This window comes from Citrobacter sp. Cf118, from assembly GCF_030334095.1.
In the GTDB taxonomy this organism is placed as follows: Bacteria; Pseudomonadota; Gammaproteobacteria; order Enterobacterales; family Enterobacteriaceae; genus Citrobacter; species Citrobacter freundii.
On sequence record NZ_JAOWES010000069.1, the window covers coordinates 52,847 to 68,846 of the forward strand.

General features: G+C 54.0%; 15 protein-coding genes. 6 read left to right on the forward strand and 9 right to left on the reverse strand.

Annotation, left to right across the window (positions count from 1 at the left end):
• Window positions 1-80: 80 nt before the first annotated feature.
• The 6 genes from OGX67_RS07710 to epd all read right to left on the reverse strand — a co-directional run bounded on the left by OGX67_RS07710 (window position 81) and on the right by epd (window position 6,158).
• Window positions 81-827: an oxidative stress defense protein gene (locus OGX67_RS07710; protein ID WP_103848964.1), complete on the reverse strand. Its 747-nt coding sequence runs from the start codon at window positions 825-827 to the stop codon at window positions 81-83.
• 93 nt (window positions 828-920) lie between these two features.
• Window positions 921-1,556, reverse strand: a complete 636-nt coding sequence (argO, locus tag OGX67_RS07715) for an arginine exporter ArgO (protein WP_003027005.1) — start codon at window positions 1,554-1,556, stop codon at window positions 921-923.
• A 150-nt stretch (window positions 1,557-1,706) separates the two neighbouring features.
• Window positions 1,707-2,567 carry a small-conductance mechanosensitive channel MscS gene (locus tag OGX67_RS07720; protein ID WP_003027007.1) on the reverse strand — a complete coding sequence of 287 codons (861 nt, stop codon included), beginning with the start codon at window positions 2,565-2,567 and terminating at the stop codon, window positions 1,707-1,709.
• A 191-nt stretch (window positions 2,568-2,758) separates the two neighbouring features.
• Window positions 2,759-3,838, reverse strand: coding sequence for a class II fructose-bisphosphate aldolase (gene fbaA / locus OGX67_RS07725; RefSeq protein ID WP_003027029.1), 1,080 nt, complete (start codon window positions 3,836-3,838; stop codon window positions 2,759-2,761).
• An 88-nt stretch (window positions 3,839-3,926) separates the two neighbouring features.
• Window positions 3,927-5,090 (reverse strand): phosphoglycerate kinase, encoded by a 1,164-nt coding sequence (gene pgk / locus OGX67_RS07730; RefSeq protein ID WP_003027032.1) that lies wholly within the window; start codon window positions 5,088-5,090, stop codon window positions 3,927-3,929.
• A gap of 39 nt (window positions 5,091-5,129) precedes the next feature.
• Entirely contained in the window at window positions 5,130-6,158 is a 1,029-nt protein-coding gene (epd, locus tag OGX67_RS07735; protein WP_003027035.1) for an erythrose-4-phosphate dehydrogenase, read from the reverse strand.
• A gap of 374 nt (window positions 6,159-6,532) precedes the next feature.
• Here epd and OGX67_RS07740 point away from each other — a divergent pair, with 374 nt between their 5' ends.
• The 5 genes from OGX67_RS07740 to OGX67_RS07760 are packed head-to-tail and all read left to right on the forward strand — an operon-like array spanning window position 6,533 to window position 9,578.
• Window positions 6,533-6,958 carry a PPC domain-containing DNA-binding protein gene (locus OGX67_RS07740; RefSeq protein WP_071697479.1) on the forward strand — a complete coding sequence of 142 codons (426 nt, stop codon included), beginning with the start codon at window positions 6,533-6,535 and terminating at the stop codon, window positions 6,956-6,958.
• Between the two features lie 24 nt (window positions 6,959-6,982).
• Entirely contained in the window at window positions 6,983-7,561 is a 579-nt protein-coding gene (locus OGX67_RS07745) for an ECF transporter S component (protein WP_003027040.1), read from the forward strand.
• Window positions 7,562-8,269 carry an energy-coupling factor transporter transmembrane component T gene (locus OGX67_RS07750; protein WP_257651814.1) on the forward strand — a complete coding sequence of 236 codons (708 nt, stop codon included), beginning with the start codon at window positions 7,562-7,564 and terminating at the stop codon, window positions 8,267-8,269.
• A complete protein-coding gene (locus OGX67_RS07755; RefSeq protein ID WP_003027044.1) occupies window positions 8,257-8,934 on the forward strand; it encodes an ABC transporter ATP-binding protein in 678 nt (225 codons plus the stop codon). Before OGX67_RS07750 ends, OGX67_RS07755 begins: the two co-directional genes overlap by 13 nt.
• A complete protein-coding gene (locus tag OGX67_RS07760) occupies window positions 8,928-9,578 on the forward strand; it encodes an ABC transporter ATP-binding protein (protein ID WP_257651813.1) in 651 nt (216 codons plus the stop codon). The genes OGX67_RS07755 and OGX67_RS07760 overlap by 7 nt, the downstream gene beginning before the upstream one ends.
• Window positions 9,579-9,638: 60 nt before the next feature.
• On the opposite strand, the gene tkt is transcribed toward OGX67_RS07760, so the two are convergent.
• Complete coding sequence (gene tkt / locus OGX67_RS07765; protein WP_257651812.1) at window positions 9,639-11,630, reverse strand: transketolase; 1,992 nt, start codon at window positions 11,628-11,630, stop codon at window positions 9,639-9,641.
• Between the two features lie 279 nt (window positions 11,631-11,909).
• Here tkt and loiP point away from each other — a divergent pair, with 279 nt between their 5' ends.
• On the forward strand, window positions 11,910-12,668 hold the full coding sequence (loiP, locus tag OGX67_RS07770) for a metalloprotease LoiP (protein ID WP_003027053.1): 759 nt from the start codon (window positions 11,910-11,912) through the stop codon (window positions 12,666-12,668).
• A gap of 196 nt (window positions 12,669-12,864) precedes the next feature.
• Here the strand turns inward: loiP and speB are convergent, their stop codons facing one another.
• Both speB and speA read right to left on the reverse strand, forming a co-directional pair.
• Complete coding sequence (gene speB, locus OGX67_RS07775) at window positions 12,865-13,785, reverse strand: agmatinase (protein ID WP_003027056.1); 921 nt, start codon at window positions 13,783-13,785, stop codon at window positions 12,865-12,867.
• Window positions 13,786-14,022: 237 nt separating this feature from the next.
• Entirely contained in the window at window positions 14,023-15,999 is a 1,977-nt protein-coding gene (gene speA, locus OGX67_RS07780; RefSeq protein ID WP_003027059.1) for a biosynthetic arginine decarboxylase, read from the reverse strand.
• Window position 16,000 lies beyond the last annotated feature (1 nt).

Here is a 16,000-nt window from a genome sequence, read left to right on the forward strand (position 1 = left end):
AAAAAAAAGACCGGATGTGAAGTCTCATTTTTACAGTTGCTCACAGAAAAAACCCGGCTGGAAAGCCGGGTCTGCAACAATTACTGAGTTTTGGCTGGCGTTGCAGCTGATTGCCCCGCCGTCGGCTCAATCTGGAAGACGACATCAACCTGATCGTCAAACTGAATAACCGGCTGTTCGTAGGTTTCCTGAGCAGAAGCAGCAGGTGCGGCATCGGCTTTCATCATCCGTACCATCGGGCTCGGCTGATAATTGGAAACGTGGTAGCGCACGCTGTACACCGGGCCAAGTTTGCTATTGAAGCCCGCAGCCAGTTGTTCTGCCTGATGAATAGCATCATCAATTGCCGCTTTACGCGCTTTATCTTTGTAAGCATCCGGTTGGGCAACACCAAGCGATACCGAACGGATCTCATTCAGACCAGCCTTCAGCGCGCCATCGAGCAGAGCGTTAAGTTTGTCCAGCTGGCGCAGCGTGACTTCAACGGTGCGCACCGCACGATACCCTTTGAGGATACTTTTACCGTTCTGGTAGTCGTAATCCGGCTGGGTACGCAGGTTTGCAGCGCTAATGTCTTTCTTCGCTATCTGGTTCTGTTCAAGGAAGGACAGATATTGCGCCACGCGCTCATCGGCCTGCTTCTTCGCTGAAGCCGCATCCTTGGCAGCAACGTTCACTTCAATTGCCAGCGTAGCGATGTCTGGTGTCGCATCCACGCTCGCTGTTCCGGAAGTCACGATGTGCGGTCCATTTGGCAACTCATTTGCCTGTACCGATAGTGCGCTGAATCCGACTAATGCCGCCAGGGCCATTATTTTGAACTTCACGGTCGTTCCTCCATGTTTCAATAATTACCCCGAAACTCAGGGCACATGCAGGCAAGCTTAGACGATCTCGCTGCGTTGTCCATCAGACAACACTTAGTTGAACAACGCATGAACGTGCGCAACACCTTCTTTTGCCAGTTGAAAAGCAATAAACCACATCACTAATCCTACCAGCGTATTGATGATGCGCTGCGCTTTAGCAGTGCGCAGACGCGGAGCCAGCCAGGCCGCCAACAATGCCAGACCGAAGAACCACAGGAACGAAGCGCTGACGGTTCCCAGCGCAAACCAGCGCTTCGGCTCAACGTCCAGTTGCCCCCCCAGACTCCCCAGCACCACAAAGGTATCCAGGTAAACATGGGGATTGAGCCATGTCACCGCCAGCATGGTGGCGATGATTTTCCAGCGCCCCTGCTTCATCACCTCGGCACTGGCCAGTTCCAGATTACTGCTCATCGCCGTTTTTAACGCCCCGAAACCGTACCAGAGTAAAAAAGCCACCCCACCCCAGGTGACCAGCGCCATCAGCCATGGTGACTGCATCAACAAGGCGCTACCGCCAAAGATCCCCGCACAAATCAGCACTAAATCGCTGATAGCACAGAGTAAAGCAATCATGATGTGATACTGGCGGCGAATGCCCTGGTTCATCACGAAGGCGTTTTGCGGACCAAGCGGAAGAATCATGGCCGCACCAAGTGCAAGCCCTTGAAAGTAATACGATAACACGTTAATCATCCCGAACTGTTTCTCTTAGGAGCAGACTATAGCGCGGGGAAAACATTAGCGGAAATGGATAATTTTAATCGCAGATTAGGGAAATTAATGGAAAGAAAGTTTTTATCGGCCCGGAAAGCAAAAGCGCCTCCGGGTGCGTAATTACTCTGCCGCGCGCTCTTTCACACGCTTGAAGTTCACATCCATCTGCGGATACGGGAAGCTGATGCCGTTGGCATCGAACTCGCGCTTAATACGCTCCAGTACGTCCCAGTAGACGCTTTGCAGGTCGCTGCTGTTGCTCCAGACGCGTACCACAAAATTAATTGAGGAAGCCCCCAGCTCATTCAGGCGTACCGTCATTTCACGGTCTTTAAGAATGCGATCTTCCGACTGAATGATATCAGTGAGGATTTTTTTCACCTGATCGATATCGGAGTCGTAAGCCACGCCGATAATAAATTCGTTACGACGAACCGGCTCACGAGAGAAGTTAATGATGTTCCCGGCAATAATTTTACCGTTCGGGATCACTACAATCTTACCGTCAACGGTACGCATGGTGGTGGAGAAAATCTGCACGTTGAGCACGGTTCCCGCTACGCCGCCGAGATCGACATACTCACCCGCACGGAACGGACGGAACATTACCAGCAGGACACCTGCGGCGAGGTTGGACAGCGAACCTTGCAGCGCCAGACCGACGGCTAAACCTGCGGCACCGAGAACGGCGATCACGGAGGCTGTTTGCACCCCAACGCGGCCCAGAGCGGCAATCAGCGTGAAAGCGATAATACCGTAACGCACCAGTGCAGAGAGGAAGTCGGCAACAGTGGCATCAATTTTACGCGCCAGCATCAGGCGGTTAACGGTATTTGATACAATGCGCGCCACGATCATACCGATAATGACAATCGCGATGGCCGCAACGATGTTGACGGCATAGCTCAACAGCAGTTCCTGGTTGCGCACCAGCCAGGTGCCCGCACCGTTTATGCTGTCGACAACATTCAAATCTTCCATTCAATATTCCTTTTTTGCTTACCCAAACGGGAGAAATAAAGCCGCCCTAACGGGACTGGCAACCTGACAAGGGTAAACAATAAACCTGGATTTTGCCAAACAGATCACAGAATTCTCTGCCAGCAGAACGTTGACATAGCAATAAAAAAGGCCCGCATTTGCGGGCCTCATGTCACGTGGAACGGCGTAAATTACAGAACGTCAACCGCGTTCAGTTCTTTGAAAGCCTGTTCCAGACGGGTGATCATGGTTGCCTGACCAGCACGCAGCCATACGCGCGGATCGTAGTATTTCTTGTTCGGCTGATCTTCGCCTTTCGGGTTACCCAACTGGCCCTGCAGGTAAGCTTCGTTTGCTTTGTAGTAGTTCAGAACGCCTTCCCAGGTAGCCCATTGGGTATCGGTATCGATGTTCATTTTCACTACGCCGTAGCTTACGGAGTCTTTGATTTCCTGAGCAGTAGAACCGGAACCGCCGTGGAAGACGAAGTTCAGGCTGTTGTGCGGCAGGTTATGTTTCTTAGAAACATAGTCCTGAGAGTCGCGCAGGATGGTCGGGGTCAGAACGACGTTACCCGGCTTGTAAACGCCGTGTACGTTACCGAAGGAAGCTGCGATGGTGAAACGCGGGCTGATTTTGCTCAGCTCGGTGTATGCGTAATCAACGTCTTCCGGCTGGGTGTACAGTGCAGAAGCGTCCATGTGGCTGTTGTCCACGCCATCTTCTTCGCCACCGGTGCAACCCAGTTCGATTTCCAGAGTCATGCCCATTTTGGACATGCGCGCCAGGTATTTGGAGCAGATTTCGATGTTCTCTTCCAGAGACTCTTCAGACAGGTCGATCATGTGAGAAGAGAACAGCGGTTTGCCGGTTGCTGCGAAGTGTTTTTCACCCGCGTCCAGCAGACCGTCGATCCACGGCAGCAGTTTCTTCGCGCAGTGGTCAGTGTGCAGGATAACCGGAACACCGTAGTGTTCAGCCATCTGGTGAACGTGATGTGCGCCAGAGATAGCACCCAGGATTGCAGCACCCTGAGGAACGTCGGACTTCACGCCTTTACCCGCGATGAAAGAAGCACCACCGTTGGAGAACTGTACGATTACCGGCGCTTTAACTTTTGCAGCGGTTTCCAGTACGGCGTTGATGGAGTCGGTACCAACGCAGTTAACAGCTGGCAGAGCAAAGTTGTTTTCTTTAGCTACCTGGAAAACTTTCTGTACGTCATCACCAGTGATTACGCCTGGTTTTACGAAATCAAAAATTTTAGACATGTTGCGAGTCCTGTATCTTCGGCCTTGGAAAGGGCGCGCGCCCTAAAGCGCGCTAATAATTGGGCAGGTTTCCCTGCCCATTAAATTCTTACTTTTTAGCACGCTCTTCGAGCATGGCTACTGCTGGCAGTACTTTGCCTTCCACGAATTCGAGGAACGCGCCGCCGCCAGTAGAGATGTAGGAGATTTTGTCAGCAATGCCGAACAGGTCGATTGCTGCCAGGGTGTCACCGCCGCCTGCGATAGAGAATGCTTCGCTGTCTGCGATGGCATTAGCAACGATTTCAGTACCTTTGCGGAAGTTCGGGAATTCGAACACGCCAACCGGGCCGTTCCACAGAATGGTTTTCGCATTCTTCAGGATGTCAGCCAGCTGCTGTGCAGAAGCGTCGCCGATATCCAGGATCTGCTCGTCTTCTTTTACATCGCTAACGGATTTCAGGGTAGCCGGTGCGGTTTCAGAGAATTCAGTCGCTACGCGAACGTCGGTCGGAACCGGGATGTCGCAAGTGGTCAGCAGACGCTTAGCTTCGTCAACCAGGTCAGCTTCGTACAGGGATTTACCCACGTTGTGACCTTGAGCAGCAACGAAGGTGTTCGCGATACCACCGCCAACAATCAGCTGGTCAGCGATTTTTGACAGAGAATCAAGAACGGTCAGTTTGGTAGAAACTTTAGAACCACCAACGATAGCAACCATCGGACGAGCAGGTTCTTTCAGTGCTTTACCCAGTGCATCCAGCTCGGCAGCGAGCAGCGGACCTGCGCAAGCGACATCGGCGAATTTACCGATACCGTGAGTAGACGCCTGCGCACGGTGAGCAGTACCGAAAGCGTCCATAACGAATACGTCGCACAGAGCAGCATATTTTTTGGACAGCGCTTCGTCGTCTTTCTTCTCGCCTTTGTTGAAGCGAACGTTTTCCAGAACAACCAGTTCACCAGCAGCGACTTCAACGCCGTCCAGGTAATCTTTTACCAGGCGAACCGGAGCAGACAGTTTGTCTTTCAGGTAGTTAACAACCGGCAGCAGAGAGAATTCTTCGTTGTACTCGCCTTCGGTAGGACGACCCAGGTGGGAAGTTACCATCACTTTAGCACCCTGTTTCAGGGCCAGCTCGATGGTCGGCAGGGAAGCACGGATACGCGCATCGCTGGTTACTTTCCCTTCTTTAACTGGTACGTTCAGGTCCGCACGGATAAAAACGCGTTTACCAGCCAGATCCAGATCGGTCATCTTAATTACAGACATGGTGAATCCTCTCGTTGATTCATAAAGTTTTGTCGACGCTCAAGCGTCGAGCCTGAAACCAATAGCAGCCATCGCTAACGTCGTGTCGAGCATACGGTTAGCAAAGCCCCATTCATTATCACACCAGACCAGCGTTTTGATCAGGTGAGCGCCACTCACGCGCGTTTGCGTACCATCAACGATGGCGCTGTGCGGGTCGTGGTTAAAATCTACTGAGACCAACGGTAATTCCGTATAGTCAACTATACCATGAAATGCACCTTGTGCTGCTTTTTGCAGCAACTGGTTGACTTCACTGGCTTTTACTGGTTTTTTCACCGTCACGCTTAAGTCGATCGCCGTCACATTTATGGTCGGTACACGCACCGCAATCGCTTCAAAACGATCGTTAAACTGCGGGAAAATTCGCGTGATGCCCGCCGCCAGTTTGGTATCAACCGGAATGATCGACTGGCTGGCCGCTCGCGTGCGACGCAGGTCAGGATGATAAGCATCAATAACCTGCTGATCGTGCATCGCGGAGTGGATCGTGGTGACGGTACCAGACTCAATGCCGTAAGCATCATCCAGCAATTTAATGACGGGTATTATGCAATTCGTGGTGCAGGAGGCATTGGAAACGATCCGGTGCTCAGCGCGCAGCTGATCCTGATTAACGCCAAACACAACGGTTGCGTCGATGTCGTGACTACCAGGATGTGAAAAGAGCACTTTCTTTGCGCCGGCGGCAATATGCGCCTCGCCGTGTTCGCGGCTGCCAAAGACCCCCGTACAATCCAGCACAACGTCGACACCCAGTTCGCGCCACGGAAGCGCATCGAGCGTTCGCTCATGCAGAATGCGGATCGCGTCATCGCCAACGATGAGCTGGTCTCGTTCCTGACGAACATCCCAGGCAAAACGCCCATGGCTGGTGTCATATTTCAACAAATGCGCCATGCCTGCAGCATCCGCCAGTTCGTTGATTGCCACCACGGTGATTTCCGCCCGACGCCCGGATTCATACAAAGCACGAACCACGTTGCGTCCGATGCGACCGAAACCATTAATCGCTACGCGTACGGTCATAGGTCTCCTGCAAGGATTTCTCAGAAACGATGTGGCAGACAGAGTAATGCAGCAAATCGCTCAGGGAAACCTTACCTGTCGCAAACTGCGACTAATTGGTTAATTGTCGAACATTTAATCGACTGAAACGCTTCAGCTAGAATAAGCGAAACGCGGAATAAAAGGAATGATTGTCCAGCAACAGAACACAGTTATCTGACTTACGTCACATTTTAACGTCCTTCAACGCAACTTTTATTCCATATTCCAGAATTACGAATAACCGTAGCAAGATTATTTCGTTGCCATGTCACAAATCCTGATTTATATCAGAAAGCTCCCTAACCCGCGTCTATATTATCAGCGCTACGTCCGAGTCTCGGAGTCCCTCAACTATGGCAACATTCTATCCCCATCCATCTGAAGCTCGCTTTCATGCGCTGCGTTTATTACCGGGCCAGGAAGTCTTTTCAGCGCTACACGCTTTTATCCAGCAGCATCAACTACAGGCAGCCTGGATAGCGGGTTGCACCGGCAGTTTGACCAACATTGCTCTGCGCTTCGCCGGACGTGAAGAAACCACATTACTTACGGGTACGTGGGAAATTATCTCTCTGAACGGCACGCTGGAACTTACCGGCGAGCATCTTCATCTGGCGGTTGCTGACCCACACGGCGCGATGCTGGGCGGACACATGATGCCGGGCTGTACCGTGCGAACCACGCTGGAACTGGTGATTGGCGAGTTGACGTCTCTGGCATTCAGCCGTCAGCCCTGCGCCGTTTCCGGTTATGACGAACTGGTTATTTCATCCCGCTAACGATTCACTTATACGAGGTCTTTTATGGCGCGTCGCCAATTTTCCAGCCAGTCTCTGGTTCTTATTGTCATTGCTATCGCCATCAACATGGTCGGTGGACAGCTTATCAGCATGTTGAAATTACCTATTTTTCTCGACTCGATTGGCACGTTGATCAGCGCGGTGCTGTTAGGACCGGTTGTGGGGATGCTAACCGGATTACTCACTAACCTGTTGTGGGGGTTGCTGACCGATCCGATCGCCGCCGCCTTTGCGCCCGTCGCCATGGTTATTGGACTGGTCGCCGGTTGGCTGGCACGGGCGGGATGGTTTCGCACCTTACCCAAAGTCGTGGTCAGCGGCGTAATTATCACGCTTGCCGTGACCCTCGTTGCCGTGCCGATTCGCACGACTCTGTTCGGCGGTGTCACTGGCAGCGGCGCGGATCTTTTTGTCGCCTGGATGCACTCGGTCGGTCAGAACCTGGTGGAGTCCGTCGCCATCACCGTCATCGGTGCAAATCTGGTCGATAAAATCCTCACGGCAATCATCGTCTGGGTGCTGCTGCGACAGCTTCCGCTGCGCACCACGCGCCATTTCCCTACGATGTCTGCCGTGCGCTAAATGCATCCGTTTACGTCGTTAACTCTATGGGTGCTTGCCGCCTGCTCCACGCTCCTGCTGCCAGCCGGAGTGCCGCTCAGCTTGTACAGCGCCGCGACGTTTGTCGGTTTGCTATGTATGAAGGCTACGCGGTCGCGGGCGAAATACGTACTCTGGCTGATGATCCCCTTAGGACTGGGGCTATGGCTGGTACACGGCGGATGGCTTACCGAGTGGATTAGCGGGCAGCCGCGCGCACCAGAACGCTGGGCCGATGCCGTTACGCTCTGGCTGCGGATCCTGGCCATTGTGTCGACATCGCAGATGTGGATGCAGTACGTGCCGGTTGCGCGCTTTATGCGCGCCCTGTTTGCTTCACGCCTGCCGCCAGGCGTTGCCTATCTGTTCGCAGGCCCGCTGCTGGTGGTTGAACAGCTCAAACGCCAATTGGCGATTATTCACGAGGCTCAGCGCGCACGCGGCGTACCGCTGGATGAGTCCTGGTACCAACGTTTACGCGCTATGCCGGCATTGATTGTGCCGCTCACCCATAACGCGCTCAATGACTTGGCCATTCGCGGTGCAGCGCTCGATATGCGCGGATTTCGCCTGCATCGCACTCGCACCACGCTGTGGGCGCCACCAGACAGCACCTTACAACGTCTGGCCCGCTACGGTATGGTGGTTCTGATGGCAGTTGAGACAGGAATCTGGATATGGTTACGTTAGAGCAGTTTCGCTATATTCCGACGCACGCTATGCGGCCGTCCGCCTGTTACGATTTCCATTACGCCAGGCCTGGTATGGTGGCTATTTTTGGTGAGAACGGCAGCGGGAAAAGTACGCTGGCACAGCTGATGGCTGGCTGGTACCCCGACTTCCTTCCGGGAGAAATTGAGGGCACTGGTACGCTACTGGGTAATCCCATCGGGCAACTATCGCTGGTCGAGCAGTCGAGTACCATCCAGCTTGTGCAGCAGTCACCTTACCTGCAGCTTTCAGGTTGTACTTTCAGCGTGGAGGAAGAAGTGGCGTTTGGCCCGGAAAATCTCTGCCTTACCGAGACTGAAATTATGCAGCGCATAGATGCCGCCCTTACGCTGACAGAATGTCAGCCCCTACGCCATCGTCATCCCGGCACCCTTTCCGGCGGGGAAACCCAGCGGGTAGTCATTGCCAGCGCACTCGCCATGCAGCCGAAAATATTGATTCTGGATGAAGCGTTCAGTCGCCTGACGGCGCAAGCCACGGCAATGCTGCTGGCGCGACTGCAACAGTGGGCACAGGAACAGCATGCTTTGGTGATATTTTTCGAACGCAACCCTTCACCTTTTCTCAGCTACTGCCAGCAGGCATGGCAGCTGCGCGACGGAGCATTATCATCACTATGCTAACGCTAAACCAGGTCAGCTATCGCTGGCCGAACGCCGCCGATGACTGTTTACGCAATATTTCGCTGGAACTCCAGGAGGGGGAATGGCTGGCGCTAACGGGCGATAATGGCGCAGGAAAATCCACGCTTTTGCGCATCATGGCCGGGCTACTGACGCCCTCATCCGGCACAATAACCGTTCAAAATCGTGCGATTGCGCAACTGAAAAACCGGGAGCGCGCCAGGGTGCTCGGCGTACTGTTTCAGGAAGCGGAGAATCAAATCTTTCACAGCAAGGTTGCAGAGGAAGTTGCCTTCGGATTACGGCTACAGAAGCTTCCGGCGACTGAAATTGCGCAACGCACGATGGCGGCGCTGCAATTATGTCAGTTAGAGGATGTCGCCGACGCGCACCCGCTCGATCTGCATACTGCACAACGACGTATGGTTGCCGTCGCCAGTCTGGAAGCCCTCAAACCCGCTATTCTACTGCTGGATGAGCCCAGTCGGGACTTTGATGCGCACTGGCTTGGCATCTTCGAAAACTGGCTGGCAGTGTGTCGTACACGTAGCACCAGCGTTGTAGCGATCAGTCATGACGCTGCATTTACGCAGCGCCATTTTTCGCGCATAGTACGTCTTGAAGCAGGTCAGCTACGCACGTAACTACCCTGATAAGCAAAAAAACGGGCCGCCTGAGCGACCCGTTTTCATCTGTAATCGAAATTACAGCAGTTCTTTTGCTTTCGCGACCACGTTATCTACGGTGAAGCCGAATTCTTCAAACAGCAGTTCTGCCGGTGCAGACTCACCAAAGGTAGTCATACCGACAATAGCGCCGTTCAGGCCCACGTATTTGAACCAGTAGTCAGCAATGCCAGCTTCGATAGCGACGCGAGCAGAGACGGCTTTCGGCAGTACGGATTCACGGTAAGCCGCATCCTGCTTGTCGAATGCATCAGTAGACGGCATGGAAACAACGCGCGCTTTCACGCCTTCAGCGGTCAGTTTGTCCCAGGCAGCCACGGCAAGTTCAACTTCAGAACCGGTGGCGATGAAGATCAACTCCGGCTGACCCGCGCAATCTTTCAGCACGTAGCCACCGCGAGCGATGTTCGCCAGTTGCTCTGCGGTACGTTCCTGCTGTGCCAGGTTCTGACGGGAGAGGATCAGCGCGGTCGGGCCGTCCTGACGCTCAACACCGTATTTCCATGCTACTGCGGATTCAACCTGGTCACACGGACGCCATGTGCTCATGTTCGGGGTCACACGCAGAGAAGCAACCTGCTCTACCGGCTGGTGAGTCGGGCCATCTTCACCCAGACCGATGGAGTCGTGAGTATAGACCATCACCTGACGCTGTTTCATCAGCGCAGCCATACGCACCGCGTTACGGGCATATTCCACGAACATCAGGAAGGTGGAGGTGTACGGCAGGAAACCACCATGCAGGGAAATACCGTTTGCGATAGCGGTCATACCGAATTCACGTACACCGTAATGGATGTAGTTACCGGCAGTATTTTCGTTGATGGCCTTAGAACCAGACCACAGAGTCAGGTTAGACGGTGCCAGGTCAGCGGAGCCGCCGAGGAATTCAGGCAGCAGAGGACCGAAGGCTTCAATCGCGTTCTGAGACGCTTTACGGCTGGCGATTTTCGCCGGATTAGCCTGCAGCTTAGCAATGAACTCGTTGGCTTTCGCGTCGAAGTCAGACGGCATTTCACCTTTCATACGACGGGTGAATTCAGCAGCTTCCTGCGGGAAAGCTTTGGCATAAGCAGCGAACTTCTCGTTCCATGCGGCTTCTTTTGCCTGGCCGGCTTCTTTCGCATCCCACTGCGCGTAGATTTCAGACGGGATTTCGAACGGCGCGTATTTCCAGCCCAGCTGTTCGCGGGTCAGTGCGATTTCTGCATCGCCCAGCGGTGCACCGTGAGAGTCGTGGGTACCGGCTTTGTTCGGAGAACCGAAACCGATGATGGTTTTGCACATCAGCAGGGACGGTTTGTCGGTCACTGCGCGTGCTTCTTCAACAGCGCGTTTAATCGCGTCAGCATCGTGACCATCTACACCACGAATCACGTGCCAGCCGTAAGCTTCGAAACGCTTCGCGGTGTCATCGGTGAACCAGCCTTCAACGTGGCCATCGATAGAGATGCCGTTGTCATCGTAGAACGCAACCAGTTTACCCAGTTTCAGCGTACCAGCCAGGGAACATACCTCGTGAGAGATACCTTCCATCATGCAGCCGTCGCCCATGAAAGCATAGGTGAAGTGGTCAACGATGTCGTGACCAGGACGGTTAAACTGCGCCGCCAGCGTTTTTTCAGCGATAGCCATACCCACTGCATTCGCAATGCCCTGACCCAAAGGACCGGTCGTGGTTTCAACACCCGCGGTGTAACCCACTTCCGGGTGACCCGGCGTTTTGGAGTGCAGCTGACGGAAGTTCTGCAGCTCGGACATCGGCAGATCATAGCCGGTGAGGTGCAGCAGGCTGTAAATCAGCATTGAACCGTGGCCGTTAGACAGCACGAAACGGTCACGGTCAGCCCAGGACGGGTTAGTCGGGTTGTGGTTCAGGAAATCACGCCACAGGACTTCGGCAATGTCAGCCATACCCATCGGGGCACCCGGGTGACCGGATTTGGCTTTCTGTACTGCGTCCATGCTCAGCGCACGAATAGCATTGGCAAGCTCTTTACGTGAGGACATTTTGACTCCAGATCGGATAATGAAGGCCACGCCCTAAACGACTTGACGACAGCGCGTTTTGGGCTACGCCGGAAAAAAGTGCCAACAATGTAACCCAAGCCGCGTGTCATGTACATGGAGCATCCTTTTACCGCTTCAGAAATCTCTGGATCATGCGCGCAAGTTGCGCAATCTTCTCGCCCGCTTATTGTTCTTTTCTTTATACTTATGCCGAGCGTCGGTTCACCTGCAAACGACGCATTTTTTAGAATAATCCTGACTTTGTGCGGAAGAGAAAAAATGAAAATTCGCGCTTTACTGCTTGCTACGAGCATGGCGGCGGCATTGACCGGCTGCCAGAACATGGACTCAAACGGACTGCTTTCCTCAGGCGCAGAGGCTTTTCAGGCCTACAGTCTGAGCGATGCGCAGGTAAAAGCGCTGAGCGATCAGGCCTGTAAGGATATGGACAGCAAAGCTACCATCGCCCCGGCTGGCAGCGAGTATGCAACGCGTCTTGGCAAAATCGCCGCCGCGCTTGGCGATAACATTAACGGCCAGCCGGTGAACTACAAAGTCTATATGGCGAAAGATGTAAATGCCTTTGCCATGGCGAACGGCTGTATCCGCGTATACAGCGGCCTGATGGATATGATGACAGACAACGAAGTCGAAGCGGTGATCGGCCACGAAATGGGTCACGTTGCGCTGGGTCACGTGAAAAAAGGGATGCAGGTTGCGCTGGGTACGAACGCCGTGCGGGCAGCTGCGGCTTCCGCTGGCGGGATTGTCGGCAGCCTGTCGCAATCGCAATTGGGCGATCTTGGCGAGAAACTGGTGAACTCACAGTTCTCCCAGCGTCAGGAATCCGAGGCGGATGATTACTCGTATGATCTGTTGCGCAAACGTGGGATCAATCCGGCTGGCTTAGCCACCAGTTTTGAGAAACTGGCAAAACTGGAAGCAGGACGTCAAAGCTCAATGTTTGACGATCATCCGGCATCCGCAGAACGTGCGCAACATATTCGCGATCGCATGAGCGCAGACGGGATCAAATAATCTTCGAACAGTGCCGGATGGCGGCGTGAACGCCTTATCCGGCCTACAGAATTACAAATTTAGTCCAATGATCGGGCGTTATTGGCGAAGCCAGTTTGAGACCGGACAGCGCACAGCCACCGGAGCGTACACGTAGTACGTGAGGATGGCGAGCACTGCCCGGGTTCAAAATGGCGAGTAAAATAGCCCGAAACCGTTACTCGCCTTTTTTCGCCGCCTGGATATAGAGCATTTCTAATGCTAACGTTGCCGCCGCCAGTGCGGTGATCTCTGACTGATCGTAGGCCGGAGCCACTTCAACAACATCCATCCCGACGATGTTCAGATCTTTCAGACCACGTACCAGTTTAATAGCACGATCGGAAGTCAGACCGCCGATCACTGGCGTACCGGTTCCTGGTGCAAACGCCGGATCCAGACAGTCGATATCAAAAGTCAGGTATACCGGCATATCACCGACAATCTGCTTAACCTGAGCGATAATGTCATCAACGCTGCGGTCGTTAACCTGGCACGCATCCAGTACGGTAAAGCCGTTGTCTTTGTCAAACTCGGTACGAATACCGATCTGCACAGAGTGATTCGGATCGATCAGACCTTCGTTCGGCGCAGTGTAGAACATGGTACCGTGGTCGAATTCGCAGCCGTTCGCGTAGGTGTCGGTGTGAGCATCAAAGTGCACCAGCGCCATTTTACCAAAGTGTTTAGCGTGTGCGCGCAGCAGCGGTAGCGTGACGAAGTGGTCGCCGCCAAAGGAGAGCATGCGCTTACCGGCAGACAGCAGCTTCTCAGCATGCGCCTGCAGTTTTTCACTCATTTCACGCGCATCCCCGAACGCATAAACCAGATCGCCGCAGTCCACCACGTTCAGGCGCTCGCGCATATCGAAGTTCCACGGGAATCGGTTGTGCTCCCAGGCCAGGTTGGTTGACACCTGACGGATTGCCGCCGGACCATGACGCCCGCCCGCACGACCAGACGTTGCCATATCAAACGGTACACCGGTGATCACCCAGTCGGCGTCGCTGTCGTACGGCATGAAGTTCATCGGCAGACGTAAAAAACCAAAGGCGTTAGAAACCAGGGAGTTGTCGTATTGATGACCTAAGGTGCTCATGTACTGACCTCTTTAAAAATCGATGAAAAAAAATCCCCTCCGCGTCGTTAAGCCCGACGAGGAAGGGATTGATTTGGTAACTGCATATTTACGGCAAATTATCGCCGTTATTTTGTACGGATTCAAGTGAGTGCCACAAATGCTGCCCCCGCGGATTCCGACTGCCGGATGGCGGCTTCGCCTTATCCGGCCTACTTTCGTAGGAACGGTAAGCGCAGCGCCACCTGGTATTTATCGTTACTCATCTTCCAGATAAGTATAACCGTACAGACCGGCTTCAAACTCTTCGAGGAACTGCTGTTGCAGCTCAGCGTCCAGATCGGTGTTTTTCACCTGGTCACGGAACTGCGTCAGCAGGGTGTTCGGATCCAGCTGCACGTATTGCAGCATATCCGCCACGGTATCCCCTTCGTCGGACAGCTCAACTTCTACGCTGCCGTCAGGGAAGACGAACACGTCAACCGCTTCGGTATCACCAAACAAGTTGTGCATGTTGCCGAGGATCTCCTGGTACGCACCCACCATAAAGAAGCCCAGCATCGGCGGGTTCTCAGGGTCATATTCCGGCATCGGCATGGTGGTCGCAATGCCATCACCGTCAACGTAGTGGTCGATAGCACCATCAGAGTCGCAGGTGATATCCAACAGCACCGCACGGCGTTCAGGCACCTGATTCAACCCTTCCAGCGGCATTACCGGGAACAGCTGATCGATCCCCCACGCATCCGGCATCGACTGGAACAGCGAGAAGTTGACGTAAATCTTATCCGCCATACGCTCCTGCAGCTCGTCGATAATCGGACGGTGCGCACGGTTGCTCGGGTCGAGTTGTTTCTGCACTTCATGGCACATGTTCAGATACAGCTGCTCTGCCCACGCACGCTCCTGCAGGCTAAAGGTGCCTGAAGAGTACCCAACGTGAATATCGTGCAGATCCATCTGGCTGTCGTGCAGCCATTCACGCAGCGAACGACGGGTTCCCGGTTCATGCATCTCTTGCCAGGTTTCCCACATGCTTTGCAGGGCACGTGGCGCATCGTCAGCCGGAGGCGTGGCTTCGGTGTGTTCACTACGCTCAACGCCGATAATGTTAGATACCAGCACGGTATGGTGCGCGGTTACCGCGCGGCCAGACTCGGTGATTACCGTCGGATGCGGCAGACCGTGTTCTTCACAGGCGTCGCCAATAGCCCAGATGATGTTGTTGGCGTATTCGTTCAAACCGTAGTTTACGGAACAGTCAGACTGCGAACGGGTACCTTCGTAATCTACGCCCAGACCACCGCCCACGTCGAAGCACTGGATATTAACGCCAAGCTTGTGCAGCTCAACGTAGAAACGCGCCGACTCACGTACGCCGGTGGCGATATCACGAATGTTCGCCATTTGGGAGCCGAGATGGAAGTGCAGCAACTGGATGCTGTCCAGACGCCCACGCTCGCGCAGAATTTCTACCAGTTGCAGCACCTGGTTTGCCGCCAGGCCGAATTTTGATTTTTCACCGCCGGAGGACTGCCACTTGCCAGAGCCCTGCGACGCCAGACGCGCACGCACGCCCAGACGCGGAACGACATTCAGGCGTTCAGCTTCATCCAGCACGATAGCGATTTCAGACATCTTCTCGATGACCAGATAGACCTTATGGCCCATCTTCTCGCCAATCAGCGCCAGACGGATATATTCGCGGTCTTTATAACCGTTACACACGATCACGCTACGGGTCATTCCGGCATGGGCCAGAACGGCCATCAATTCAGCTTTGGAACCAGCTTCCAGCCCCAGCGGTTCGCCGGAGTGGATCAGCGATTCAATCACGCGACGATGCTGGTTGACCTTGATCGGGTAAACGAGGAAATAGTCACCGTTGTAACCGTAAGATTCACGGGCTCGTTTAAACGCGGCGTTAATCGAACGCAAACGATGTTGCAGGATCTGCGGGAAGCAGAACAATGCAGGCAGACGCTGGCCCTGCGCTTCACGGGCTTTCACCAACTCAGCAAGGTCAACGCGCGCTTCGGGTACGTCCGGATCCGGGCACACGCTGATGTGGCCCAGTTCATTGACGTCGTAGTAGTTATTACCCCACCAGGCAATATTGTAAGTACGCAGCATCTTGCTGGCTTCCTGGGAACTCATTGCAACCTCCTGCATGGAGCGTAGTACACCGTGTTCGCCTGCTGACGAAGGCGAACCCAAAGAAATGTCGTCAGACATA